This is a genomic window from Paraglaciecola mesophila KMM 241 (genome assembly GCF_000315015.1).
Taxonomy (GTDB): Bacteria; Pseudomonadota; Gammaproteobacteria; order Enterobacterales; family Alteromonadaceae; genus Paraglaciecola; species Paraglaciecola mesophila.
In genome coordinates, this window is sequence record NZ_BAEP01000018.1 from 38,938 (window position 1) to 63,088 (window position 24,151).

The window sequence follows — 24,151 nt, forward strand, 5'->3', positions numbered from 1 at the left end:
TTTATGCTCCCTTTTTGCTGTGAGTCGCCGCGCTAGAAAAAGGCGGCGCGGTAAATTGTTGTTCAATAATGGCGTGAATGGCATCCCAGTTGAGATGCTCTTGGCACACCTGAGCTAAGCGCTCTATTTCATGCTCTTGTTGCGCCGCATAGTCTTCGGCTAGTTTTGTATTGGCACCTGCCCATGATAGTAGCTGTTGCAAAGCCAGTGGGGAATCGAACAGGCCATGCAAATAACTACCCGCGACTTGGTTATCGTCACTGATACAGCCTTCATACTCGCCGTTGTTTAATAAGATCATCGGCCGCGCATTATCAGCTCGCACGCTAGTGCCTATGTGAATTTCGTAGCCTCGAATAGGTGCGCTGCCACCTTGTTGGATTAATAAGTCCCCGTGACTTTGGGTAAGCTGTTTTTGTGCTTGTAATTGCGTTGTGATAGGCAAAAAACCTAAGCCTTCGCTGATGCCTGGCGTATCTTCAATGCCGTTGGGATCTGCAATACTTTGGCCCAACATTTGATAACCACCACAAATGCCCAATACCTTACCGCCATAGCGCAGGTGTCGCTGAAGTGCTTTGTCCCAGTGCATCTCTTTAAGTAGCGCCAAGTCGGCGCGCACATTTTTGCTGCCAGGCAAAATAATTAAATCACAGGGGGGAATAGACGAGTGCTGGGCCACAAAGGTCAGTTTTACTTCGGGGTGTACCCGCAGCATGTCGAAATCAGTATGGTTACTGATGCGTTTAAATACTGGAACACATATGTGAATTCGTATGTTTTGTTCATCCAAATTCTGCTCAGCTTGAATCGCGTCTTCAGCAGCCAATTGTAAGTTGTGAATATAGGGCAGCACACCTAACACTGGCTTTTTTGTGCGGTCTTCTAGCCAGGTTAAACCTGACTCGAGTAGTTTTATGTCGCCACGAAATTTATTGATTACAAAGCCGACGACGCGATTTTGTTCAGATTCTGACAGTAAATCTAATGTGCCAACAAGTTGAGCGAATACGCCGCCGCGATCGATATCCGCTACTATGATCACCGGGCAGTCAACGGCTTCGGCAAAGCCCATATTAGCGATATCACCTTTGCGTAAATTTATCTCGGCTGGGCTGCCTGCGCCTTCTACCACTATCACATCATATTCGTCGCTTAAGCGCTGGTGAGAGTTAAGCACGGCTTGCATAGCGACTTGTTTGTAGTCGTGGTATTTCTTTGCTTGCATGTCTGATACGGCTTTACCGTGAATGATCACCTGTGCGCCTGTATCTGAACTGGGTTTAAGTAACACTGGGTTCATGTGAACGCTGGGCTCAACGCCGGCAGCTTGTGCTTGAACCGCTTGCGCACGGCCTATTTCACCGCCGTCTTTAGTGACTGCGCTATTGAGGGCCATATTTTGTGGCTTAAAAGGAGCCACCCTAAAATCGCTATTTTTCAAGCAGCGACAAAACCCCGCCACGAGCATGCTTTTACCCGCATCTGACGTAGTGCCTTGGATCATAACGGTCGCGCTTTTAGTGGTTATGCTTTTAGGGGGCGGGTTTTTAACGGTCATGCTTTTGACGGTCATAGTGAGTTCTCATTAAACGGTGGTTTGGCGATAAAGTTCACCACAGGAACCGCTTGCTCGTATTCTGCGATAGAGACACGCGTTAGGCTGGCATAGCCAATTTGCAACTTGGCGTACCAATCACCCTGTTGCCAATTTGCAGATAACACATCAGCTAAAATTTGGCGTATCACGCCGCCATGGCTAACCACTAAGCAGTTTTGCCCTTGATGCTTAGTGGTTAAACGCTGCCAACAATGCATTACTCGTTGATGAAAGTTTTTTAAGGATTCGGCGTTTGGTAAGGTGTTATGCATGGGCTCTTGCCAAAACGCATTTAGATCAAACCATTGCTCGCTTAGATCATCAAAGGGAATTCCGTCATACAAACCGAAATCACACTCCTGTAGATCGTCTTCAATTACCAGTGGCACGGACAAAAATTCGGCGAATGCCTTGGCAAAATGGAGGCAGCGTAGGCGAGGCGATGAAATGACGACATCTACTTTTGACGTTTTCTGCATTTGCGCCTGCATAGCGTGCAAACCCTGGTCACTGAGGGGGATGTCGGTCTTGCCATAAAGTGCTGCTGGGCCGTCAACTTGACCATGGCGCAGCAAATTGAATGTGGTTGGGGTAGCTTGCATCTGGTTATTACTCACCTTGAGGGCGTTTTAATGCCATGGGTAACCCTGCGGCAACAAAGGTAACCTGATCTGCGATACTTGCCACTGCTTGATTCAACCAACCCGCTTGATCAACGAATTTTCGAGTGACGTCCCCCATGGGGATAATGCCTAAGCCAACTTCGTTTGCCACCATAATAACGCTCGATTTACTGGCGCGAAGGGCCTGGATAAAGCCTTGAAATAGCATGCTGAAATCTTGCTGTGGTTGATGGTACAACTGGTTGTTTAGCCAAAGTGTTAAACAGTCGATGAGCAATATTGCCTGTTCGTTATCTGTGGTAGCGTCCTTGTCTGAATACTGCTCGATATACTCAGTTAAATTCAGCGGAACTTCAGCTAACGCCCAATGGTCTGGACGCTCTTGTTGATGGCGCATAATGCGCTTAGCCATTTCTGTGTCTGTCGCGGTAGCGGTGGCTACAAAAGTGACATTTTTGCCAGATTGTTGGCTTAAGTTGAGGGCTTGTTGTAACGCAAAGTTGGATTTTCCTGAGCGTGCACCGCCGATAATTAAATGCAGCATTGATAAGCTCTCCAACAGAATGTTTGTAGTGATTTAATGCTACGTGTGAGGGGCGAGTTTAAGACTGTTTTTATGAATAGTAAGCTCATAAAAGAAAGCCTATGGTTTGTTCATTCACTGTTTTAGGTAACGTCACAATCAACAAAAGATAAATGAGTAACTCTTGTACTTGTTGAGCAAAGCCTAAGCAGTCCCCTGTATAGCCAGAAATATGTTTTTTAAACCAATATTTGAGGGCAAAGCGCAGCACACATGCACTGACTAAGACGAGTATTGCACTGGATAGGGGTAACCACAGTACCGCAGGTACACTTGAGGCGAACAGCCAGAGTAACACTCGAGGTTGCATAGGCTGTGCGAACGGGCGACTTTTACTGTTATCACTATTTTGCCGTGCATAAGGGAGGTGTTGCACATGGGAAATAGCCAACCCGCGAGACAAAGGGTAGGCAATCCCTAAGGCAAGCAGTAGGTGCTGATCCGCGGCCAGCGAGCTCAGCAGTACGAATTTAGTTAACAGCGCACAAATCAGTGCGCAGGTACCATATGTGCCAATTTGGCTGTCTTTCATGATGGCTAACTTGCGCGCTATAGTCTGACCTCCCCAAAAACCGTCGGCGGTATCTGCTAAGCCATCTTCATGTATCGCTCCTGTCAGTATCAGGCTTATTATAATCAGTAAGCACACTGTCGGGGTTATTCCTAATTGGGGTAGCATGAAGCAGTAAAATGCGCTTAAAAAAGCAGCCAGCAGCCAACCAACTAATGGAAAGTATCGCCCCGCTTGGTGTAATTTTCGTGGGCTGTAATCAATTGCAGCAGGCACCGGTAAGCGGGTGAAAAAACTCACTGCTAATAGCATTAAATTGAACTGATACTTTAAGAATCGAGTCATGTTCGTCTTTATTTCGCTAACGCCGCAGTCGTCATTTATACCGTCACCCCAGCGCTTTCAAACGTAGCCATATCATTGTAGAAACTGGCTGCGGCTTGCAACAAGGGTAAAGCCAGCGCTGCTCCAGTGCCTTCGCCAAGGCGCAAACCTAACGACAATAGCGGGCGAGCATCTAATTGAGCCAACACTTGCTGGTGGGCGTGTTCTGCTGAGCAGTGCGCAAACAACATATAATCCCGTGCGCGCGGCGCTATGCGCACGGCAATCAGCGCGGCCACACTGACAATGAACCCATCCACTAAGATACTTTTACCGGCTTTTGCGGTTTCGAGTATGGCACCCACAATTTGCGCGATTTCAAAACCACCTACTTCCATCAATGCTGTTTGAGGGGTAAAGGCTTTTGTGCCGTGGACTTTGTTGACTCGCTCTAAAGCATCTTCAATGAGCTGAATTTTTTTGCCGAGCTGTTCATCCGTTATGCCGGTGCCTTTGCCCGTTGTGCGCTGTGGGCTCAAACCGCAAATGAGTGATAATAAGGCTGATGCGCTACTAGTATTGCCAATGCCCATTTCGCCAAATGCCAGTACATTGCTGCCTTGGGCGATATGCTGTGCAGCAATATTTGCTCCCATCGCTAGCGCTTGCTCTGCTTGGGTTTGTGTCATCGCTGCTTGCTTTGAAAAGTCAGCCGTACCTTGGCCTGTTGTCTGTTCAATCAACATATTGCTTGCTGATTTGCGGGCATTGTCGCTAACTGGGCTGAGCATACCGGCATCGATGACTTTCATCTGCCAGCCTAGCGCGGTGCTAAAGCAGTTGATTGCCGCACCGCCATTGAGAAAATTGAGCACCATTTGCTGGGTGACGTCAGATGGGGCAATACTGATGCCATTGGCTGCAATACCGTGATCGGCGGCAAAGACCAGCATAACAGGCTTGTTTATTTCGATTCTGGTTTCAATTCGGCTGCTTCTTTGCGAGGGGCTTTGTTGTATTTGAGCAAGCTGGCGAGCGAGATCTTCAAGCTGCCCGAGGGCCCCTAAGGGCTTGGTTTTATTATTAATTTTCTCGTCTATATTGTTAAGGTTACTGGTATCGGCGGGCAATATTTGCCAGTGAGACTGATCGAATACAGATGAAGATAATGAATGTTGTTGTTCTGACATTTTTTGTGCCTTCCTTGATGTCTTTTGAACTGGATTTATTGCTTCTTGCATAGAGCCTGAGAGCTTTTTCTCGGAGTCTGCAGTTGCTGGCGCTGCAGTTACTTCAGGATCTAACATAAGTGTTGTTCCAATTGTGATTTGGTTGGGTTCTCAATATTCGTTGCTCGAGGGCCATTTTCTTTCATTTCTCGGTTTCCCCGATTATCTCTATTTGCACTAAGCATTGTCTTTATGCCTGTCGCTGACGAATGGCGAGCAAGAAAAACACGCTGCCGATGGCTGAAGTGATTATGCCGATAGGGATTTCTTGATCAGACAGGGCGGAGCGGGCAACGATATCGACTAATACCATAAAGCTGCCGCCGATAAGTACGCAGCCTAAAATTAAAGCGCGGCTCGTCACCCCAACCCAGCGCCGCACAATATGCGGGATCAGCAGGCCAACAAACCCAATGCCGCCACAGTAAGCGACTATGCACGCGGTTAACGCAGCGCAAATACCTAGCGCCATTAAGCGAAGAGCGGTGACGTTGATGCCTAAGGTTTTGGCATTTTCGTCGCCCAGTAACAGGGCATCTAAACGCCGACCGAAAAGTAACAGCAGTACCACGCTGCCCATGACGACAGGTAGCATGATCCAGGCGTACCACATTTCAGTGCGAGCAAGACTGCCCATTAGCCAGAAAATAACTTTGTTTGCGGCAAAAGGGTCGCCTAAAAATAGTAGAAAATGACTCAGAGCACTGAGCATAAAAGACACCGCGACACCGGCTAACAGCATGTGCTCACCACGGCCACCAAAAGACGTGGCGGCCAACGCTTGCACTAATGTGACCGCAAATATTGCGCCTAAAAAAGCGGCTACAGGCAAAGCGATGGAAAAAGGTACATCCGGCAGCATACCGAATATGGTTAAGGTTTCGCCTATTTGGCTGTCAAATAACAGCGTGGCGATACTCGCCCCAAGCCCAGCGCCAGATACCACACCGAATAAGTAAGGATCAGCCAAACCATTCCGGGTGATGTTTTGCAATGTAGCACCGGCCACAGCAAGACCTGCTCCAACTAAAAAGCCCACGAGTACTCGGGGTAAGCGAATTTCCCAAAATATTAGCGCGTTAACTTCAGTGCTGCACTGGCCAACCACGCAGCGATACAGCTCGGATGCTGGCAAGTCTGCAGCGCCAAAAAATATGCCGACTACGGGGGAGAGTACCGCGAGCACAAATAGCAATGACCAGCGGTTTGTCATATCGAATTGCCCTTTTTACTGCTTACTTTTTTGTGTACTTTGTTACTCGCTTCGCTTGAATGTACATTTGACTGTTGTGTGACCTCAGGCTGCGGAGGGTACTCTTGTTCATTGGAAGGGTAAAAGTCGACCCGTAGATTTTGGGTCACTTCGTCGCGACGAATTCGACAAGGAATTTTAAAAACGTGCTCTAAAGTTGTCGCTTTTAGCACACTCTCTACTGGCCCCTGTGCGATCATCTTGCCGTCATTTAGCAGACATAAATGATCGCAGTAACTAGAGGCTAAATTGATATCGTGCAAACTCATCACCACGGTCATTTGTTGCTGGTGGGCGAGGGAGCGCAGTAACTTAAGTACTTGGTGCTGATAATAAATATCGAGATGGTTGACGGGCTCATCCAACACAATGAGCGCCGCTTTTTGCACTAATGCCCGGGCAATCAGACCGCGCTGTTGCTCGCCTCCTGATAGTGAGCTAAACGTTTGATGAGTCTTCTCGCTAAGGCCAACCTTAGCGATCGATGCCGCGAGATGTTGGTGATCCTGCTCGGTTTCCCGAGACAACAGTGTTTTATGGGGTAGCCAACCCATGCGCACAATTTGCTGCAAGCTCAAAGCAAATACACTTTCATTTAATTGATTGACCACAGCAATTTGCCGAGCCCGTTCTAGTGGGCTGTATTCTTCAAGCGATTTACCGCGCCAGTCAACTTGTTCCTTACTGGCAGTTTGGCCGGATAACATTTTAAGTAAGCTGGTTTTACCGGCACCATTCGGGCCGAGCACACCCAGCACTTTGCCGCGCTCAAGAGAGAGATTAATGTCAGACAAAATACTTTTGTGCGCTATCTGGTAGGAAAGCTGTTTCGCCTGTAGGTTAGCTGAATTTGGCATGGCACCTGTGATGTTAACGTGATCAAAATACGATCTAAGGGGGAATACACAGTGCGCTCAGTATCACATACTAAAAGGACAATCTGTTACTCACGTATTCCCGCGTGAAAATAGTTAAAGGGTGAATAAGGCTGGTATCTGACTTACAAGCACTTGGGCGATTATCATCGACACATAGCTTGTTTACAGTTGCGGGTACAGTTCTGGTATCACACCAGATTCCCATTTAATTTACGCCTTCGTCATATTCGTTAAACCCGAAATAAGCACAGCATAAAACCTATATATGGCGCGCAATATAGCAAGTAAATTGACCATCTACGAGCGGAAATTAACAGCGGGTAAAATACCTACCTAATGAGTGCGATGACTCTTATTCCAAAGAATTGACTACCAGTAAACCCGCTAATTTGGCCAATTAATCAGATGCTTACATTACTAAGTTACACTTGCAATTGAAAATCATTCTCATTAACTGTATGGTGTGCGCCTTTTCCAGCCCATATATTAGTAGGATGTTTATTTCATGGCTCGCAGTACAGCTTCAATCGGTTATTTTTTATCAGGTATTACCGTCCTCGGTTTAAGCTCAGGCGTTTTAGCTCAGCAGCAGAGTGAAGACATTGAGCATTTAGAAGTGACTGGTCGAGCACAGCAATTTTATTTAGACACCCGCACTAAGTTAGGCACTAAAACAGATGCTGATTTACTTGATATACCTATGTCAGCACAAGTGCTTACCGCTCAGCTTATTTCTGACCAAGCGGCGCGAGATATCACCGATTTATATCGCTCCATTGCGGGCGTTAGCGAATACAGCTACTCGGGGGTAACATTTCGCGGTTTTCGTGATGATAACAACGTATTTTATGATGGCGTACGAGGTGACCCGTATTCAGGATTCAGCGTGCCTGATTTATTCAATGTGGATCGGGTTGAGGTTCTCAAAGGTCCAGCTGCTGCGCTGTATGGTGGTGGTGAGCCCGGTGGCATGATCAACTATGTGACCAAAAAGCCAACCTTCAACGAAAGCGCAGAAATTAACCTGACGCTAGGCAACTACGACTTGCACGGTATTTCAGGGGAGGCGACCGGGGCGTTAACCGACACCACTGCATATCGTTTGGGCGGCTTTTACGAAGCCCAAGATAGTTTTCGCAACAATGCAGATATGGAAAACATTGAACTTGCTGGTGGGCTACTACACGACTTCAGTGACGATACCCGATTAACCACTACATTTGATTACATAGTGCAAAATCTTGGTGGACACAGATTACGCGGCGTGCCAACGGATGATACCGGTAATTTTTTGGTTGATCGCACCTACAACGCCAATGAAAAAAGTGATTATCAGGATCTTGAAGCTTGGGTTGTGCAGTCTCAACTTGAGCACGAATTTAGTGATGCGTTTAGCGTGAATTCAACCTTAAGGTTGATGACCAATGAGCGTGATCAGGCTTATCACGAATCGCGCAGTTGGGTTGATGTTAACGGGGATGGTGAAGCAAATATTGATGATGAAACTATTCGCCGAGAATATCGCGATCAATACAGAGCCAACGATGAAGTTAGCTTAACCACAGACTTTGTTTATGACTTTAGCGTAGCTGGCATTCAGCACCAGCTCTTGTTTGGCGGTGATTACCATTACATTGACACTGATTATGAGTATCTACGCGCCCGCTATGAAGCCGATGGCGTGGGGAATCTGAATATATTCAACCTTAACTATGGTGAAACCGACCCTGATAGCTATAACTTGACCGATCAAAATCGTGACGGGATTAGGCGTAATCGTCAGGGCTTGTACGTGCAAGACATGCTACAACTGGACGATAAATGGACGCTGATGTTAGGGGCGCGATTTGACCACTTCGAAGAGCGTGACAAAGAGAGCGGCTTTGAGTATGGCGATCAAGATGTGTCTTATCGTACTGGAATTAGCTTTAAACCCCTTGATAGCATGTCATTTTACGCGAATTATTCTGAGAGTTTTAACCCTGTAGATGCCACGGATCAAGCAGATGCTAGTGTGACAGATCTCGAGCCTGTTACTGGGGACTCAATTGAAGTCGGTGTGAAAAATGAATGGTTAGGCGGTAGCATTATGACCACCTTGGCGGTCTATCACATCAACAAAGAGAATTTGGTCGCCAGTAATCCCAATTTTATTGAAGACGAAAATGAGGACACTGAATCAGCCTTGATCAACTTTGGCAAGGTGGAAAGTGACGGCGTTGAATTTACCCTAGTGGGCGATGTTACGGATGAGCTGAGCATTACTGCTAACTATGCGTACAACGACACCATAGTGGTTGACGGCAGTTCAAGCAACACCTTTGGGGCTGGGGATCGCTTTGTAAATGCACCGCGTCATCAAGCCGGTTTATGGGGACGTTACGCTATACATAGCATTAATTCGTCAATGGCTTTGGGTGTTAATTACGTCAGTGAGCAAATCAGCTCTGATGCCCAAAAGGTCAAGGCGTTTACGGTATTTGACGCCAGCTGGACCACCAAGTGGGACAACATACTATTTAGCCTAAACGTGAATAATCTATTTGATAAAGAATATGCAGTCAGCGGCTTCAGTGAACGTAATGGGCATTTCCCCGGGCAACCGAGAGAAATCATTGCCCAGTTAAAATACAATTTTTAATCTAGATGGCGAGCGCTAAGAAGCGCGGGCATTAGAGTAAAAAAATTGTGTAAATCAACCAAAGCAAAGTGACTTGAGCAGTAAAATTGAATAGAGCAACTTGGTTCAGCGTTCACAGTTGGCTTGGAGTGAAGCTGGCAATTATGTTGTGCTTTATCGTACTGACTGGGACGTTGGCTGTTATTTCTAACGAGCTAGATTGGTTAGCTAACCCGGCCAAACGGGTTACACCGTCAAGTGTTGAGGGTATGAACTGGCAAGCGGTGTACGCAACCGCTCAGCAAGAAGTACCCATTAACACATTGCGCTCTATTCAAGCGCCTTTGCACCCTTGGTATAGCGCTGAGGTTATTTACCTTGATGGCGATGAGCAGCGTCACCGCCTATTTTTTCATCCTACCACAGGGGGATATCTTGGGGATGGGCGCTGGCAAAACTGGCAGCGTTTCTTTCGTATGCTACATCGCCACCTAATGCTGCCACTAACCCTCGGCATTACTGTTGTCAGCTTGTTTGCCGTGGTCATGCTGGCGATGTTGGTGTCGAGTTTGTGTATCTATAAAAGCTGGTGGTCCCACTTTTTTAGAAAGCCGCGCTGGCAACACCGTAAAACACGCTGGGTAGATTTACATCGTTTAGTGGGTGTATGGAGCTTATGGTTTTTGCTGATCATCAGTGTAACGGGTTGTTGGTATTTGGCAGAACGTTGGGGGGCGACTGCCACCAGCCCAGAGCGCTTAACTGCCAATAGCGAAAAGGCTTTAACGCAATCAATCATGCCAGACAGTGAACTTTTGGCGTTGATACTAGCGCAAGCCCATGAAAAATTTCCAGCGCTGTCGATCACAAGGGTTAACTTCCCGCAAAAATCAGGTGATGTTGTGGAGATTCAAGGCCAAGCAGATGCAATACTGGTTCGCCAAAGAGCGAATTTCGCAACCTTTGACCCTGCTACAGGGCAGCCTATTCAACACCAGGATGGCCGTGACTTAAGCGTACATAATCGTATTTCAGAAGCAGCTGACCCACTGCATTTTGGGCAATGGGGCGGAATGCTCAGTAAAGTTTTATATTTTGTCTTCGGGCTATTTTTAACCGGTCTAACGGTCACGGGGACGTATATGTACGGTATGCGCGTGGCGCGTATATCGCGGCATGAGACAAAACCAAGACGACGTATTTGGCGACGCGCTCTTGCTCACATGAAAGCACTGGGCTGGGTCTCAGCTATAGGCGTATGCGCCAGTATTTTTTATGGCGTATTTATCTTCTCTGTTTAAATCTATTAAGTCATTATGTGTTGGTTAGGACAGTGTAAATGTGCGTTGTGAACGGTTAGCGTTGCCTATACCAAAAGTGCTGCTCAGCTGCGAGATCAACTGCTGTTAACTATTCTCCCACCGGGCAGTAAGTCATTGTTTTAAAACGATATATGACCACTGCCCAAGTTAGCAGCTATGACTGCATTCTTTTCCAAAACATTGAGTCTGTTTATTTTCCTTTCACTATTAATATTGCTATTTCAAATGAACTTGGCCATCAATACATAAACATGATTAGGCCACCGGCAATCATAAACAGGTTTTCAGACAAGGACACGAAGCCCAGTGGCACATTGCTGTCGCCACCTACGCAGGCGCACTTTAATTCGCGTTTATCAATATAGACAGCCTTTATCACCGAAACAGCCCCGACACAGCCGATAAATATCGAGAAAGGAGCCACCGCCAATGCTGGCAACTCGGCGACCATAGCGACACCGGCATAAGCTTCAATAAAGGGATAGATATACGCGTAGCGCAGCCACTTCATCGCGAGTAGATCATAAGTGATAAATGAATTAGTAAAACTATACAAATCTTGTAGCTTTTGCACCGCGAGCATCACCATGGAAAATGCGATAAACAACATCAGTGAGCGAACTGAAAGGAATTCGCCAGCCACGAAGTATTGCATGGCTGCAGTAAGCAATACGGCTAATGCAAATATGCTGATTACAGGGGCATAAGTGGTGCCTGTTTGCCCGGCGGGCCCTTTATCAAAATAACTGCGTAGATCGTCGTACCCGCCCACACGTTCATCGTTAATAAAGGTTTGTGGTGTTGTTTTTACATCGTATTTGGCTTGAAAACGGTCGGTTTCTTCGCGAGATGTTAGCTTGTGGTCATCAACGCTAAAGCCCTTTCTTTCCAAAAGATCTTTTGAGCGCAATCCATAAGGGCAAATGTGTTCATCGGTTACCATACGATAAAGGCTGGCAGTTTTACTCATTTTGGCCTCCTTGGGGTGAGGTGTTGTTAAATTTAGGTACCGGTCGCTGCTGGGCGTCGGCTTGTGAGAGCGCTTTGCCGTTTTGCTCTATATCCTTGAGTAACCATTGCATTTGTTTAATTTCATCACGCTGGGCCTGAATGATGTTATCTGCTAATTCACGTACGCGCGCGTCCTGGATATTGGCTCTTTCACTGGTCAAAATAGCAATAGAGTGGTGAGGGATCATAGCCTTCATATAAGCAGAGTCAGACACGGTGACTTGCGATCGAACCAGATATAGGCACAACAAAAATACCGCGATGGCGCCAATAAAGATCCCCGTGTTGCGCTTTTTATCGCGATACATTCCAAGCATAAACAACAGCATAATTACCGCCATCGCCGACCCCATATAAAGCGCCATGTAGGTTCTTGTTTCACTGAAAAACAGATGGGATAAGGCGTACGTGTTCAAGTACATCATAATGAACATGACGAGAGTAGATACGCCAATCATCCCCATGAATCTTAAGTAGGTCATCGGTAATCCTTACGTCTTCGACGTGGGTTATGTGAACAAAATACACACATATCGCCGCATAGTGTGGCTTGTGGAAAGACGTACAAGATGTATACCAAACACATAAACCGGAGTTGAAATGACCCACTGAAGTAATCTACCAAGGTGACGGATAAAACTAAGGTGACGCATGCTACTTGATAGCCAGCTCTGACTCGGCGTATGCTGATCGTTACTAAACGCTGCGCAACTTAACCTTCACAACATCCCCACAAGATCCCAGGAGAACTGATGTGAAAAGACGCCCTATGCCGAAAAAGGCGCAACCGCCAACATTCAAAAAAGCGCTTAATAGCGTAAAGGTGAGCCGTGCGCAACGCATTGCGAGCTGGATTGAAAATAGAATTGAGAAGTGGCACATCACCCGTATTATTTTAGGGTGTGTGCATTACTACTGCATAGCGCCACGAGAGGAGCTAGCATAGCCGCGTAGAATAGCTATGGGTGAAAAATTATTCTAGCAAGCAAATGATTACTGGGTATTTAATGAGTCATAAACAACCACTTTGTGCCACAGGTGAGCATAATCTTTGACGAACTGCTTGTGAATAGGGTGACTTTGATAGCTATTTTGATCCTCAATACTATTAAAAAACATCAGCTCTGAAACTTGATAACTACTATCAATAACATCGCGTGAAGTGGTTGAGGCAGGAATACCCACATGTAAGGCTTGGATCTCTGGTATGGCTCTAAGGCTGTTTAGCCCTTTTATTAAGGCATCTCGATCAGCGCTGGAGTCAGGGTTTTTAAGCCAGAAAAACACTGAGTGGATAACCGCTGGTGTTGCCATGGCGTCAGGTTTTGTCTGTGCATTAATCGGTAAAGCGGTAGCGAGAAGTAAGCCTATAGCCAGCCCAGCGTTGAGAATCATCCGCATAACGGTGCTCGTTTTTTTAATTTGCCTCATGTTTAGCTCCTTTTAATGGTTAATTACTTATTGGCCCTTTTGCTAAAATTATTTATACAAGAGCGAATTTTAATTTAACCGTGCACCAGTGCCTTTTGTAAAGGTAATATAGATGGTTTAGGGAGATATATTTTTCGTTTTGCGCACACGAAAAACACCCATAAGTCATTCAAGCATCCATCGAAAGTTGCTGTAAGCACTGTTCAACGCCGCTTTACGCTAAAGCGTTAGGGGATATTGATGTTGCTTATCGCTAGATTTAATAAGGCAGTGATGGAGTGTATTGTCGAGAGAAAATGGTGGCCCAACCCTGACTTGAACAGGGGACCTACCGATTATGAGTCGGGTGCTCTAACCAACTGAGCTATTGGGCCATTTTGAAGCGTCGTTTTACTCGCTAAAGAATTGAGCGAAGGTATAAAACGACGCGCAGTATAAGCAGTTTTTTTAAGCTTGTCATCTGTTTGCGAAGCTTTGTCGAATAGTTTGCTGGAAAAATGCGCAAACGACTGTTTTTAGCATTGAATTAGTGCTTTTTTGCTGCGCTTTGTTTGTGCTTTGCTCCACTTTGTTTGAATCACTCAAGAAAATGTGCCCAACTGATTTATAATATCCATTAGCAGGCGTTATTAAATGAAAGCGTTTGACGGTTTTCTATACACTTAAATCGAGCTTTAACTATAAACTTAACAAGCACATAACAAAGTTGTGCAAGGATAAATAAACTTTGTTATCTTGCAGGGTATAGAGTGAGCCTTAGCATAAAAATCAAAAGGGCAGTTGGAGATAAGTATGACCGAAAAACCTTTCCTCGTCAGTGGGCGTAATACCCTAATTCATAAAATCAGAAAGTTAGATTTGTTAGTGACAAATGGGGAAGATAATCCAGCGATTATTGTGAGCCACAAAAGTATTAAAGAGTTTACCGGGACGATCCCCGATAATAAACGTGAAGCTAAGCAGCAAGATATGGAACTGGTTGATGTGACGGTCGGAGATGTATTTGGTGAAGAAAAAACCCTACTGTTTATTCAAACGATTAATGGTAAAGAATACAAAATTGATTACAGTAAACACGGCACTCCCTTGTTTATAAAAATCCATCAGGACAACGCGTTTTAAGCAACTCCTCTTTTGTAAGATCCAAGTCCAAGCATAAAATGTTTATGTTTGGACTTCAGCGCTGTTCGTACCCATTCAACATGTATAGCGCATCTATTACATTTAACCTGCTTATTTCATTACTGCCATGTCTCAAACGGTAGAGAGTTGTAGCCGGTAATTGTTTTTGATTCTCCTCTGAATTGTACATACTGCCCGTCGAAAACATTTAAGCGACAAACATCAATTGGAGTGACCTCGGAAGCATTAACACTACCGATGATTTTTCCTCTTTCCATGGCTTCGGCTACCAACTCTGAACAAAACCAGCTGGAGAAGTCTTCTGAGTTCAAACTCATTTCCTTGAGCAGCGGAACGCAATCTGTTGCATCAACAGTAGAGCCAAATAGTTGCCAGATGTCATAGGGTTTATGGTTTTGTTGAAACAAAAAATCGAAGAATGCACTTTTATTCTGCTCTAAATTGGCACGAGCGGTATCACTTAAAGGGAGCCACCACATGTCGCCATCGTAGGTGGCAACACGCTCACTTAATCGAGTAAGCATGACGCCGCATTTACCGTTATAGCTGGTGGCTTCAATGGCTTGGTTGAAATACCGGCCACTATCTTCATCCAAAACCTGAGTTTTAATAACGACCGCGACATGGGTCACTACAGAGCGAGTGGTGAGCTTTGCCCATTTGGAAAAAAGACTATTGCCGCCAAATGCAATGATGTCGCCAGGTTGCATATTTTCACGAATTTGAGCATAGCTTCTTTGTTGATGTTGCTGGCAAATTGTCATGTTTTATCCTTAAAAATATTTACATCCATGTGTAATTTTTATACTAGCTAAATTCTGACACGTAACAAGATAAATATATATTCAGTTGAATACCGTTAACCGTAAGATGGTTAAACCCGCACAATCATTGCTTAATCGCTTTATCTCATTTTACCGCGCTTGGGCGATATTTAAACAACCATGTCACATTCATCATCTACCTATTAGCTGAGGCAGCCAATTACATGGCTTATTAATATTTAAATTTATTGATAGAAAACTAATAAAAGAGGAATGTCATGAAAAATATAATGATTGCGGGTGTTGTTGGACTAAGTGCTTTGTGTGCGACTTCAGTTAGCGCAGAGTATATCGATCCAGTTATGGAAAAAAAGCTGGTGAGAGTGTGTGAAGCCATTAAAAGTGATAGTCGCATTAGGTTGCATGTTGCGATTAAGCGAACAGGTGTTAACGCGCGTCACTTGGCCAAAGGGCTTGTTTGCAATGGACACGACCCAGTGACGTTTGCCGCGCTAAATAATGCGAATAAAACCGGCACATTAATGGCGAGCAGACTTAATGTCGATTATCAGGAGCTGTTAGCCAAATTATGAGTAACGATGCCTGTTCACTGGATGTGTTAACGATACGTTAGCACAGCCAGTAACGTTCATTTTCTATTGGCGGATAATAAATACCATAGGTTGCTGGTTCATGAACTTTAATCATATCGCTGTGGTACGTTAATTTCACACCATCAAGTGTTTGTTTCATCCCTAATTTACATTCCTAGTTGAACTTTTTGTTAATTTCAAATTATCGCGTTTTTGCGTATGCAATTTACCGATTAATAACAATTAAAAATTCAATTCAGGGAGTCACACATGAAACAAGCATCATTTAGGCGAAGTATTACTGCTCTTGCGGTAGCGGCGTCACTTGGTTTTGCATTACCTGCATTAGCGGATAACACAACCGCGAATATCTCAGGTTCAATTAACGCAAACGATTACTCACAATACACAGTTATCGCTAAAGACCCGGCCACTGGATTAGAGCGCGTTATTGCCGTTAGCGACGAAGGAAGTTTCCGCTTCGCTAAATTACCTACTGGTGTTTATGACATCACCGTCAAGAAAGGTGACGCTGTTGTTGCTGAGCAAAAAACACGCATCAGCTTGGGCTCTAACACCTCTTTAGCATTTGATTTTATCGATAACGATGGTACTGAGCGCATTGAAGTGACCGGGGCAAGAATTTCAACAATCGATTTAAGCTCCACTGACTCAGGCTTAGTCATTGATGAAGTTGAACTGGATAGAATGCCAGTTTCTCGAAACATTACTGCAGTCGCTTTACTTGCGCCTGGCACAGTGATGGGCGATTCAAGCTTTAGCTCGCCAAATTCAGGTGGCACGGCTTCCTTTGGTGGCGCTTCAGTTGCTGAAAACTCTTGTTATATTAATGGCATGGAAGTTACCAATACGAGCCAAGGTTTAGGTTGTGGTGAAGTTCCCTTTGAGTTCTATAAAGAATTCCAAGTTAAAACAGGCGGGTATTCTGCTCAATTCGGTAGAACGACGGGTGGCGTATTAAATGCGGTGACTAAAAGTGGTTCAAACGAATGGGAATTTGCTGCAACCGCATTGTTCACTCCTAAATCGCTTCGTGAAGATGGTCAGATTTCGTACTCGGCAGGTGGGGCAAGAGGCCCAGTGGTTTTTCGTAATCAATCTCAAGATGAATACAGTAAAAGTGAATTTACTCTCTCTGCATCTGGCGCATTGATAGAAGACACCTTGTTTTTCTATGCATTAATTAACCCACGTGACGTTGAAAATAACTTTGCTTCACAATCAAGTGGCACGCAACAATACGCACCCGATGACAACTTCATAAAGCGTGACTCAAGTGGTTCAGATAATTTGTTCTGGGGGGCGAAAGTCGACTGGTTTGTTACCGACGATCATAAAATTAGTTTATTCGGCTATTCAAACAAGAGCGACACTGAATCTACCGCTTACGAATTTGACCGCAGCACTGGGGAAGTCGGTGATGCGCTACAAACCACCATTCGTGAACGAGGTGGCGATCTTAAAAGTATTAGTTATACGGGGAACTTCACTGACGAACTAACCGTGTCAGCTATGTACGGTGAGATTGAAACTGATTACACTAATACGCCTAGTAACCTAGATTGCCCAACAGTATTAGACACAAGAAACGTGCCCGATAGCCAAAAGATCACAAGTTGCGGCTCAGGTGGTTCAACAGGTGTCAATGAAGATAAAAACAAGCAAACGCGGATTGATATTGAGTATGCGTTCGAAGATCACTTACTAAGAGTGGGTTACGATAAACAAGAGCGTGAGACGTTTCATACTTCAGCGCCTATTACCGGCCATAGCTGGACGTACTCGTCAGTTAATCCAAACGGTGTCATCACAGGTAATGACGGTCCTTTGTTTACCAATACTACAGGCACCGCAATTGATGTTGTTGCCGATCGCATATTCGCGGGTGGTGGTGGTTTCAGCACTGACTTAAATGCGTGGTACATTGAAGATGAATGGCAAGTAACAGAAGATTTGATGTTGTCACTGGGACTTCGCCGCGATGAGTTTGAAAACTCAGGTGTAACTGGCAAAGTTTTCTCATCGTTTAAAACAGATGTTGCTCCGCGCTTAGGTTTCAGCTGGGATCCTACGGGAGAAGGCGACTCTAAAATATACGGAACCTACGGTACGTACTATTTACCGGTAGCAAATAACACTAATTACCGTGCAGCATCAGGGCTAAGTGATACCACTACGTACTACACATTTGATGGCGCTGATGTAACAGGCGCGCCTACTGGTACTTCGCCAGTATCAGGCACAGTAGAGGCTTCGCAAATTGTTAACTCAGTCCCTAACCCTGCCACGCAAGAAACTTTCCAAGCGGAAGAGGCTGAGCCATTTAGCAAAGACGAGTATATCGTCGGGTACGAAAAACAAATTAATGATGAGTTTTCATTCTCAGTTCGCGCTATCTATCGCGAAGTTGCCACCGCATTAGATGACTATTGTGGGCCGTTGGCATCACAAGCGACCTGTACCTTGCTTAACCCTGGTAAGTCTTCAACTTGGCAGCTAGATAATGATTTTGACAGCGTGACTGATCCAAATAGCCGCAGAACGTATACGGCTGAAGAAATTGGTTTACCGGAAGCCGAAAATGAATACACGGCCCTGCAACCACAAGTCAACTATCGCGGCGATAATATGCGTATGTCATTGATATACACATGGAGCCGAAGTGTGGGGAATTTTGAAGGTGCAGTTAAGTCTGATATCGGACAAGCGGATGCTGGCGTAACGCAAGATTTCGATTTCCCTGCATTGATGGATGGTTCAGACGGTTACCAACCTAACGATCGTCGCCATGTATTTAAATTCTTTGGCTCGTACGATGTCACTGAGGCTTTAACAGTTGGCTTCAATTCAACCCTTTCGAGCGGTCGTCCTCTGAGCGCGTTTGGTCAAGGATATCCGTCTGATGACCCAGCTATTTACGGTAGCTATGGAGATACTTTTTATCTATACACAAATGAGTGTCCAGATGCCAATGGCAATGGTATGTGTGAGCAAAGTGAGAAAATTTATCAATATAGCCCACGTGGTTCAAAAGGACGTACCCCTTGGACATTTAACTTAGATTTATCAGCAAACTACAACTTTACCTTTAGTGATGTAGATATGCGTGCCACATTGAATGTGTACAACGTATTAAATGGTCAAGCCGTGACTTCACAAAATGAACATTATGAGAATAGACGTTCTGAAGGTTCATTCAATCAATACTACGGCTCTGCATATACATGGCAATCGCCGCGTTATGTTGAACTAGGTTTTGAAGCTCGCTTTTAATTAAACTGGTTATTCAAAGTTAATGAAACGGCAACTTCGGTTGCCGTTTTTGTTTTTCGGCTAAGGGGGGATTCAGATTAGCGAAATGTTTCTAGGTACTTCTGATGGTAACTGAGTACGTTTATCCCGAAAAATGCAGGATTCGTCACAAAGCTCACTAAATGTACGATTAGTTACTCTATAATTGGTTCATCGGAGTAGTGACCCGATCGATACATATTAGTGAACATGTATCGCTTCCTGGACAAGGACTTTGCCTTTGGCATTGTCCTTTTCTTCTTAGTACTGGTGTCACGGCATCTACGACGCTTGCTTGCATTTATTTACCAATATTTACTCTTTCTTTACACTTCGTCTTGTTTTTCCGTTGTTTGTCTCACCACAGTTTTGTATCTTTTCTTTACCTTGTATATTTCGATTCCATTTTAGTAGAGTGCATGGAGTGACTCTGATGTATCGATGTATCGTAGTAGATGACGAAGCTTTGGCGAGAGAGCGCATCGCGCAGTATATTTCCCGCTCGCCGCTTTGTGAGGTGGTGGCAGAAGCAAGTAGTTATCAGAGCGCGAAACAACTCATACTTGAACAGCAACCAGATATTTGCTTCTTGGATATTCAAATTATTGGTGGCAGCGGAGTTGAACTAGCAAAAGAGCTACATAATAGTGTTTCATGTCATTGGGTGTTTACCACAGCTCATAGCGGATACGCTTTAACCGCGTTTGAGTTAGAGGCAACCGACTATTTGTTGAAGCCCTTTGAAGATAGCCGTCTGGCGCAAGTGATTGCTAAAATTCATAGAAAACATCAGTCGATTGTGCCGGTAAATAAAACTCGGCGTCAACTGCCTATTAGGTCGGTAGGCAGCGTCAAATTCATTAATACCCAAGACATTATTTGGGTGAAAGGCTCAGCAAATTATGTTGAGCTGTATTGTGAAGGGAAAATGCATTTGCACAGGGAAACCCTTTCAGCACTTGAGCAAACACTTGATCCTAACCAGTTTATTCGAGTACATCGTAGCGCTATCGTTAATATTGATTATGTTCACTCTCTCAATAGTGAGTTAGGTCGCTTTTCGTTACTTCAATTAGACAATGGCGACGAGGTCAAAATTGGTCAATCATATAAGGCGCAGCTATTGTCTGCATTGGGCGTCGATGCTGAATAGTCAGTCGTATTTCAAAGCAAAAGTATCTTGAGTTTTCGCCAAGCCTTTGGCGAAGTAGGTGAAACAAAACCTAGTTTCTGGAAATTACACTTACTAGGCTGGTCGTTTTATGTGCTGATTTTTACCATTGAGTATGCGGCATTTAACTCTTCGGCGGCGAATGCTAACTACTTGATTCTATTTCCTCTTTTGTTCTCAGGGCTAGTTGGGGGGCTTTTAACTTGGCCGCTGCGTTATATTTATGGGCATTTATCCAAAGGTGCACCACTACAAGTATTGATAGTGATTATTACTGTTTGCATGCTGATTGCCGCAATTTGGACGCCCATTAAAAACCTGCTGCTGATGTACTTTTTCGATAATATAACGGTGTATGATTTGTACCGGGGGAATCACCCTAATGATTTTCATATAGGTGAGCTATTTTTAACCATCACCTATTCTTTTTTTATGATAATGGTATGGAGTTGCCTGTATTTTGGGATCAATTACCATTTTAAATTATTATACGAAAAGCAACTGCATTTAGAAGCTATCCGTTTGTCTCACGTGGCACAAATAAAAATGCTGCGTTATCAAATTAATCCGCATTTTTTATTCAACACATTGAACGCTATTTCGACGTTGGTTTTACGCGGAGATAAAACGACTGCAAACGGAATGTTAGCGCGCTTAGCGACCTTTTTACGTTTTTCCCTGGATAACGACCCTGAGCAGAAAATCCGTCTGAATGATGAGATAAAAGCTTTAATGCTTTATCTGGATATAGAGAAAACGCGCTTTGCTGAGAGGCTCAATGTTAAATTTAATATTGATGTAGCCGCCGAAAACCTACTGGTACCCGGCTTGTTGCTACAGCCCTTAGTGGAGAATGCTATCAAGTTCGCGATTGCGCAGATGGAGACCGGAGGGGTTATTGAAGTCAGCGCTAAAATTCACAATAACTTGTTACATCTTACGGTTGCAGATAACGGCCCTAATTCAGATAGTATCCCTTCATCAAAGGAACAATTGCGCAAAGAAAGCCAACAAGGCGGAGTCGGTTTGAAAAACGTAGTGGAACGTTTGCAGGTACTTTATGCCGAAAATCATCAATTTTCTATTCACAAAAGCACGCTTACAGGGTGCGTTGTGAACATTGTTTTGCCTGCTGAGCTGCCCGCATGAGCGTTCTTTCAGTTTTAGTGGTGGATGATGAGCCCCTTGCAAGAGAAGGGCTAGCGCTGCGTTTAGCTGAGTATGAATACGTCACAGTGTTAGGGTGTTGTAACAATGCGAGCCAAGCGTACGATGCAATCAGCGTTAAGCAACCTGATGTTATATTCCTAGATATCGAAATGCCCGGTAAAACAGGTTTGGAATTAGCGGAACAACTGCGTTTAGAAGGAAACCCTGCAACGATCGTTTTTGTCACGGCCTTTCGTGAATTCGCCGTAAACGCCTTCGACTTTCAAGCCTCTGATTATTTGCTCAAGCCATTTTCCGAAGAACGATTAAAAGAGTGTATCGAAAAGTTATCCAGTGCCTGTGATGTCACCCAAGTCGTGCGCCAGCATGAAAAACTTGGAAGGTTACTGAGTCGTAAGACCGGTAATTCCATAGACAGTTTTATTCATAGTCTGGAGGTAAGCAACGAGTTATCTAGCTCGCACGAGTTACACGAGTTACAGCAAGTCATATCCCTTAAAAGTGGTTCCGTGTGGATCCGGGTGAAGTTAGACGACATTGTATGGATAGAAGCAGCGGGCGATTATATGTGTGTGCATACCACCAATGACACCCACATTATTCGCAAAACCCTAAAACAATTTGAACAAGAGCTTGATAGCGCGCATTTTCCTCGCGTTAGCCGCTCAGCCATCATCAATATTGCAAAGTTATCGACGTTAACCCCGAACTCAAACGGAGAGTACGTGGCACAATTGAGTAATAATATTCAGGTGAAAGTGGGCCGAAAGTACAAATTCAGTATTGACGAGCTACGACCGCAATGAGGAGCGACATAAATCTATTTCATTTTCTCGCTTAGTTAGGTGGTGCACAGAGAGTCTCGGGTTCTATGTTCTGACTTGCTGACAATATATTGCTTACTCGCTGTAAGCTAAAACCTAAAAATCCTGTCTGTATGTTTATCTCGTACTTGAAATTACGATAATTACCTCAAAATTAGCTTAATATATGGCAACTCCTATTCTCGATTGCCTTCTAACGTTTTAAGGACTGACCTTGACCATTAAACTTGGCGTAGTGATGGATCCGATTGGATCGATCAACATTAAGAAAGACACTAGCTTTGCGATGCTGTTGGGTGCACAAGCCCGTGGCTATGAAATTTTTTATATGGAAATGGGTGACTTGTACCTAAATAACGGCAAACCCATGGCGCAGATGCGCAGGTTAACCGTGCAGGAAGATTCAAGTAATTGGTTTGAGTTGCAAGACGAAGAAAATCGCGGCTTAGGCGAGCTTGACGTTATTTTAATGCGCAAAGATCCGCCGTTTGATGGTGAGTTCTTGTACGCCACGCAGATGTTCGAATTGGCTGAGCAAACCGGTACGTTGGTGGTGAATAAGGCGCAAAGCTTGCGCGACTTTAACGAAAAGCTATTTACTTCTTGGTTCCCAGAATTGATCCCCGATACCTTGGTAACGCGAAGTTCAAAGCTTATTCGTGAATTTCATGCACAGCATCAAGACGTAATTTGTAAGCCACTTGATGGCATGGGTGGTACGTCGATTTTCCGTGTTAAACCTGACGGTAATAACCTAGGCGTTATTATTGAAACCTTGACTCAATTGGGCACACAGTACGCTATGTTTCAACGTTATTTGCCTGAGATCAAAGATGGTGACAAGCGTATTTTGATCGTAGACGGTCAAGTTGTGCCATACGCCTTAGCGCGTTTACCACAAAAAGGTGAAACCCGCGGTAACTTGGCGGCTGGTGGCACGGGTCGTGCGCAACCCTTATCTGAAAGTGACTTGAAGCTGGCCAACACCATCGCGCCTTTATTGGTCGAGAAAGGGTTAATTTTTGTCGGTTTAGACGTTATTGGTGACCGCATTACCGAAATTAATGTAACCAGCCCAACGTGCGTGCGTGAAATTGAAGCTGCCTTCCCGATTGATATTATTGGGATGTTGTTTGACGCAATCGAGAACCGTCTTAGTGCCCGAGATAGCCAATAATATGTTAGCCACTACGAGTGATAACAAGATGAATAGCTTTCAAAACTATCTGCTGATTGCGATGCCCAGCATGGAAGATCCGTACTTTTCCCGCTCGGTGACTTACATCTGTGAGCACAACGAGCAGGGCGCTATGGGGCTAGTGATCAATCAGCCTGCAGGCATGAGTTTGAAAGAGCTCATTAACCAGACTGATAAAGAGGCCATAGTGGATGATGAAAAGGCCAAAAATATTGTATTAGCGGGCGGGCCAGTGAGTCAGGATCGTGGTTTTATTTTGCATACCACCCAACCAGGATGGAGTGCCAGTTTAGCCTTGACGTCAGAGATCATGGTCACCACTTCAAAAGATATTTTGTCGTCACTGGGCAACAGCGAAGCACCTGAGAAGTCTATTGTCACCCTGGGCTACGCAGGTTGGTCAGCTGGGCAACTGGAAGAGGAAATCCGCGCCAACTCGTGGTTAATGGTTGAAGCTGATACTGAATTATTATTTGACACGCCTATCCATAAAAAATGGGAAGCGGCCGTACATAAGCTTGGTATCGATACTTGGCAGATAGCCCCCACCGCAGGTAATGCATAGGCCTGTATTGGCCAAAATGACAACCTC

Annotated in this window: 22 protein-coding genes, 1 tRNA gene and 1 riboswitch; of the genes, 11 read left to right on the forward strand and 12 right to left on the reverse strand. The window is 44.8% G+C overall.

All coding sequences use genetic code 11. The features are described from left to right. Position 1: 1 nt before the first annotated feature. The 7 genes from GMES_RS04395 to GMES_RS04425 all read right to left on the reverse strand — a co-directional run bounded on the left by GMES_RS04395 (position 2) and on the right by GMES_RS04425 (position 6,979). Entirely contained in the window at positions 2-1,576 is a 1,575-nt protein-coding gene (locus tag GMES_RS04395) for a cobyric acid synthase (RefSeq protein WP_006991375.1), read from the reverse strand. Further along, positions 1,573-2,202 carry a histidine phosphatase family protein gene (locus GMES_RS04400; RefSeq protein ID WP_006991376.1) on the reverse strand — a complete coding sequence of 210 codons (630 nt, stop codon included), beginning with the start codon at positions 2,200-2,202 and terminating at the stop codon, positions 1,573-1,575. Before GMES_RS04400 ends, GMES_RS04395 begins: the two co-directional genes overlap by 4 nt. 7 nt (positions 2,203-2,209) lie before the next feature. After that, a complete protein-coding gene (gene cobU, locus GMES_RS04405; protein ID WP_006991377.1) occupies positions 2,210-2,767 on the reverse strand; it encodes a bifunctional adenosylcobinamide kinase/adenosylcobinamide-phosphate guanylyltransferase in 558 nt (185 codons plus the stop codon). 85 nt (positions 2,768-2,852) lie between these two features. Continuing rightward, positions 2,853-3,662 carry an adenosylcobinamide-GDP ribazoletransferase gene (locus tag GMES_RS04410; protein ID WP_006991378.1) on the reverse strand — a complete coding sequence of 270 codons (810 nt, stop codon included), beginning with the start codon at positions 3,660-3,662 and terminating at the stop codon, positions 2,853-2,855. A gap of 35 nt (positions 3,663-3,697) precedes the next feature. Further along, complete coding sequence (gene cobT / locus GMES_RS04415) at positions 3,698-4,831, reverse strand: nicotinate-nucleotide--dimethylbenzimidazole phosphoribosyltransferase (RefSeq protein ID WP_039986559.1); 1,134 nt, start codon at positions 4,829-4,831, stop codon at positions 3,698-3,700. Between the two features lie 229 nt (positions 4,832-5,060). Next, entirely contained in the window at positions 5,061-6,083 is a 1,023-nt protein-coding gene (locus tag GMES_RS04420; RefSeq protein WP_006991381.1) for a FecCD family ABC transporter permease, read from the reverse strand. After that, the gene (locus GMES_RS04425) at positions 6,080-6,979 is read right to left on the reverse strand and encodes an ABC transporter ATP-binding protein (RefSeq protein ID WP_006991382.1); all 900 of its coding nucleotides are present in this window, start codon (positions 6,977-6,979) and stop codon (positions 6,080-6,082) included. Before GMES_RS04425 ends, GMES_RS04420 begins: the two co-directional genes overlap by 4 nt. Before the next feature lie 112 nt (positions 6,980-7,091). Then, positions 7,092-7,255, reverse strand: a riboswitch (cobalamin riboswitch). A 250-nt stretch (positions 7,256-7,505) separates the two neighbouring features. On the opposite strand from GMES_RS04425, the gene GMES_RS04430 reads away from it, so the two are divergent. Both GMES_RS04430 and GMES_RS04435 read left to right on the forward strand, forming a co-directional pair. Then, on the forward strand, positions 7,506-9,641 hold the full coding sequence (locus tag GMES_RS04430) for a TonB-dependent siderophore receptor (protein WP_006991383.1): 2,136 nt from the start codon (positions 7,506-7,508) through the stop codon (positions 9,639-9,641). An 86-nt stretch (positions 9,642-9,727) separates the two neighbouring features. Then, on the forward strand, positions 9,728-10,921 hold the full coding sequence (locus GMES_RS04435; RefSeq protein ID WP_039986544.1) for a PepSY-associated TM helix domain-containing protein: 1,194 nt from the start codon (positions 9,728-9,730) through the stop codon (positions 10,919-10,921). A gap of 259 nt (positions 10,922-11,180) precedes the next feature. Here the strand turns inward: GMES_RS04435 and GMES_RS04440 are convergent, their stop codons facing one another. Together GMES_RS04440 and GMES_RS04445 are read right to left on the reverse strand one after the other, a co-directional pair. After that, the gene (locus GMES_RS04440; protein WP_006991385.1) at positions 11,181-11,912 is read right to left on the reverse strand and encodes a MauE/DoxX family redox-associated membrane protein; all 732 of its coding nucleotides are present in this window, start codon (positions 11,910-11,912) and stop codon (positions 11,181-11,183) included. Further along, positions 11,905-12,435 carry a DUF305 domain-containing protein gene (locus tag GMES_RS04445; protein ID WP_006991386.1) on the reverse strand — a complete coding sequence of 177 codons (531 nt, stop codon included), beginning with the start codon at positions 12,433-12,435 and terminating at the stop codon, positions 11,905-11,907. The genes GMES_RS04440 and GMES_RS04445 overlap by 8 nt, the downstream gene beginning before the upstream one ends. Positions 12,436-12,707: 272 nt before the next feature. Between GMES_RS04445 and GMES_RS04450 the strand changes: the two genes are divergently transcribed. Then, complete coding sequence (locus GMES_RS04450) at positions 12,708-12,899, forward strand: hypothetical protein (protein WP_006991387.1); 192 nt, start codon at positions 12,708-12,710, stop codon at positions 12,897-12,899. A gap of 47 nt (positions 12,900-12,946) precedes the next feature. Here the strand turns inward: GMES_RS04450 and GMES_RS04455 are convergent, their stop codons facing one another. Continuing rightward, on the reverse strand, positions 12,947-13,384 hold the full coding sequence (locus GMES_RS04455; protein ID WP_006991388.1) for a Dabb family protein: 438 nt from the start codon (positions 13,382-13,384) through the stop codon (positions 12,947-12,949). 297 nt (positions 13,385-13,681) lie between these two features. Then, positions 13,682-13,758: transfer RNA gene (locus GMES_RS04460), tRNA-Ile, on the reverse strand. A gap of 418 nt (positions 13,759-14,176) precedes the next feature. Here GMES_RS04460 and GMES_RS04465 point away from each other — a divergent pair. Next, on the forward strand, positions 14,177-14,506 hold the full coding sequence (locus GMES_RS04465; RefSeq protein ID WP_006991390.1) for a hypothetical protein: 330 nt from the start codon (positions 14,177-14,179) through the stop codon (positions 14,504-14,506). Positions 14,507-14,625: 119 nt separating this feature from the next. Here the strand turns inward: GMES_RS04465 and GMES_RS04470 are convergent, their stop codons facing one another. Then, on the reverse strand, positions 14,626-15,291 hold the full coding sequence (locus GMES_RS04470; RefSeq protein WP_006991391.1) for a hypothetical protein: 666 nt from the start codon (positions 15,289-15,291) through the stop codon (positions 14,626-14,628). Between the two features lie 278 nt (positions 15,292-15,569). Between GMES_RS04470 and GMES_RS04475 the strand changes: the two genes are divergently transcribed. The 7 genes from GMES_RS04475 to GMES_RS04505 all read left to right on the forward strand — a co-directional run bounded on the left by GMES_RS04475 (position 15,570) and on the right by GMES_RS04505 (position 24,124). Next, positions 15,570-15,884, forward strand: coding sequence for a DUF3718 domain-containing protein (locus tag GMES_RS04475; RefSeq protein ID WP_006991393.1), 315 nt, complete (start codon positions 15,570-15,572; stop codon positions 15,882-15,884). Between the two features lie 270 nt (positions 15,885-16,154). Further along, a complete protein-coding gene (locus GMES_RS04480) occupies positions 16,155-19,178 on the forward strand; it encodes a TonB-dependent receptor (protein ID WP_006991395.1) in 3,024 nt (1,007 codons plus the stop codon). A gap of 451 nt (positions 19,179-19,629) precedes the next feature. Further along, on the forward strand, positions 19,630-20,349 hold the full coding sequence (locus GMES_RS04485; RefSeq protein ID WP_006991396.1) for a LytR/AlgR family response regulator transcription factor: 720 nt from the start codon (positions 19,630-19,632) through the stop codon (positions 20,347-20,349). Positions 20,350-20,376: 27 nt separating this feature from the next. Further along, positions 20,377-21,516: a sensor histidine kinase gene (locus GMES_RS04490; protein ID WP_006991397.1), complete on the forward strand. Its 1,140-nt coding sequence runs from the start codon at positions 20,377-20,379 to the stop codon at positions 21,514-21,516. Beyond that, entirely contained in the window at positions 21,513-22,343 is an 831-nt protein-coding gene (locus tag GMES_RS04495) for a LytR/AlgR family response regulator transcription factor (RefSeq protein WP_006991398.1), read from the forward strand. The genes GMES_RS04490 and GMES_RS04495 overlap by 4 nt, the downstream gene beginning before the upstream one ends. A gap of 232 nt (positions 22,344-22,575) precedes the next feature. Further along, on the forward strand, positions 22,576-23,538 hold the full coding sequence (gene gshB, locus GMES_RS04500) for a glutathione synthase (RefSeq protein ID WP_006991399.1): 963 nt from the start codon (positions 22,576-22,578) through the stop codon (positions 23,536-23,538). Positions 23,539-23,566: 28 nt separating this feature from the next. Next, positions 23,567-24,124, forward strand: a complete 558-nt coding sequence (locus GMES_RS04505; RefSeq protein WP_006991400.1) for a YqgE/AlgH family protein — start codon at positions 23,567-23,569, stop codon at positions 24,122-24,124. Positions 24,125-24,151: the final 27 nt, after the last annotated feature.

Coding starts and splice junctions, on each gene's coding strand:
- GMES_RS04395 (WP_006991375.1), bottom strand. CDS start 1,576: ATGACCGTCAAAAGCATGACCGTTAAAAACCCGCCCCCTAAAAGCATA.
- GMES_RS04400 (WP_006991376.1), bottom strand. CDS start 2,202: ATGCAAGCTACCCCAACCACATTCAATTTGCTGCGCCATGGTCAAGTT.
- cobU (WP_006991377.1), bottom strand. CDS start 2,767: ATGCTGCATTTAATTATCGGCGGTGCACGCTCAGGAAAATCCAACTTT.
- GMES_RS04410 (WP_006991378.1), bottom strand. CDS start 3,662: ATGACTCGATTCTTAAAGTATCAGTTCAATTTAATGCTATTAGCAGTG.
- cobT (WP_039986559.1), bottom strand. CDS start 4,831: ATGTCAGAACAACAACATTCATTATCTTCATCTGTATTCGATCAGTCT.
- GMES_RS04420 (WP_006991381.1), bottom strand. CDS start 6,083: ATGACAAACCGCTGGTCATTGCTATTTGTGCTCGCGGTACTCTCCCCC.
- GMES_RS04425 (WP_006991382.1), bottom strand. CDS start 6,979: ATGCCAAATTCAGCTAACCTACAGGCGAAACAGCTTTCCTACCAGATA.
- GMES_RS04430 (WP_006991383.1), top strand. CDS start 7,506: ATGGCTCGCAGTACAGCTTCAATCGGTTATTTTTTATCAGGTATTACC.
- GMES_RS04440 (WP_006991385.1), bottom strand. CDS start 11,912: ATGAGTAAAACTGCCAGCCTTTATCGTATGGTAACCGATGAACACATT.
- GMES_RS04445 (WP_006991386.1), bottom strand. CDS start 12,435: ATGACCTACTTAAGATTCATGGGGATGATTGGCGTATCTACTCTCGTC.
- GMES_RS04455 (WP_006991388.1), bottom strand. CDS start 13,384: ATGAGGCAAATTAAAAAAACGAGCACCGTTATGCGGATGATTCTCAAC.
- GMES_RS04465 (WP_006991390.1), top strand. CDS start 14,177: ATGACCGAAAAACCTTTCCTCGTCAGTGGGCGTAATACCCTAATTCAT.
- GMES_RS04470 (WP_006991391.1), bottom strand. CDS start 15,291: ATGACAATTTGCCAGCAACATCAACAAAGAAGCTATGCTCAAATTCGT.
- GMES_RS04475 (WP_006991393.1), top strand. CDS start 15,570: ATGAAAAATATAATGATTGCGGGTGTTGTTGGACTAAGTGCTTTGTGT.
- GMES_RS04480 (WP_006991395.1), top strand. CDS start 16,155: ATGAAACAAGCATCATTTAGGCGAAGTATTACTGCTCTTGCGGTAGCG.
- GMES_RS04485 (WP_006991396.1), top strand. CDS start 19,630: ATGTATCGATGTATCGTAGTAGATGACGAAGCTTTGGCGAGAGAGCGC.
- GMES_RS04495 (WP_006991398.1), top strand. CDS start 21,513: ATGAGCGTTCTTTCAGTTTTAGTGGTGGATGATGAGCCCCTTGCAAGA.
- GMES_RS04505 (WP_006991400.1), top strand. CDS start 23,567: ATGAATAGCTTTCAAAACTATCTGCTGATTGCGATGCCCAGCATGGAA.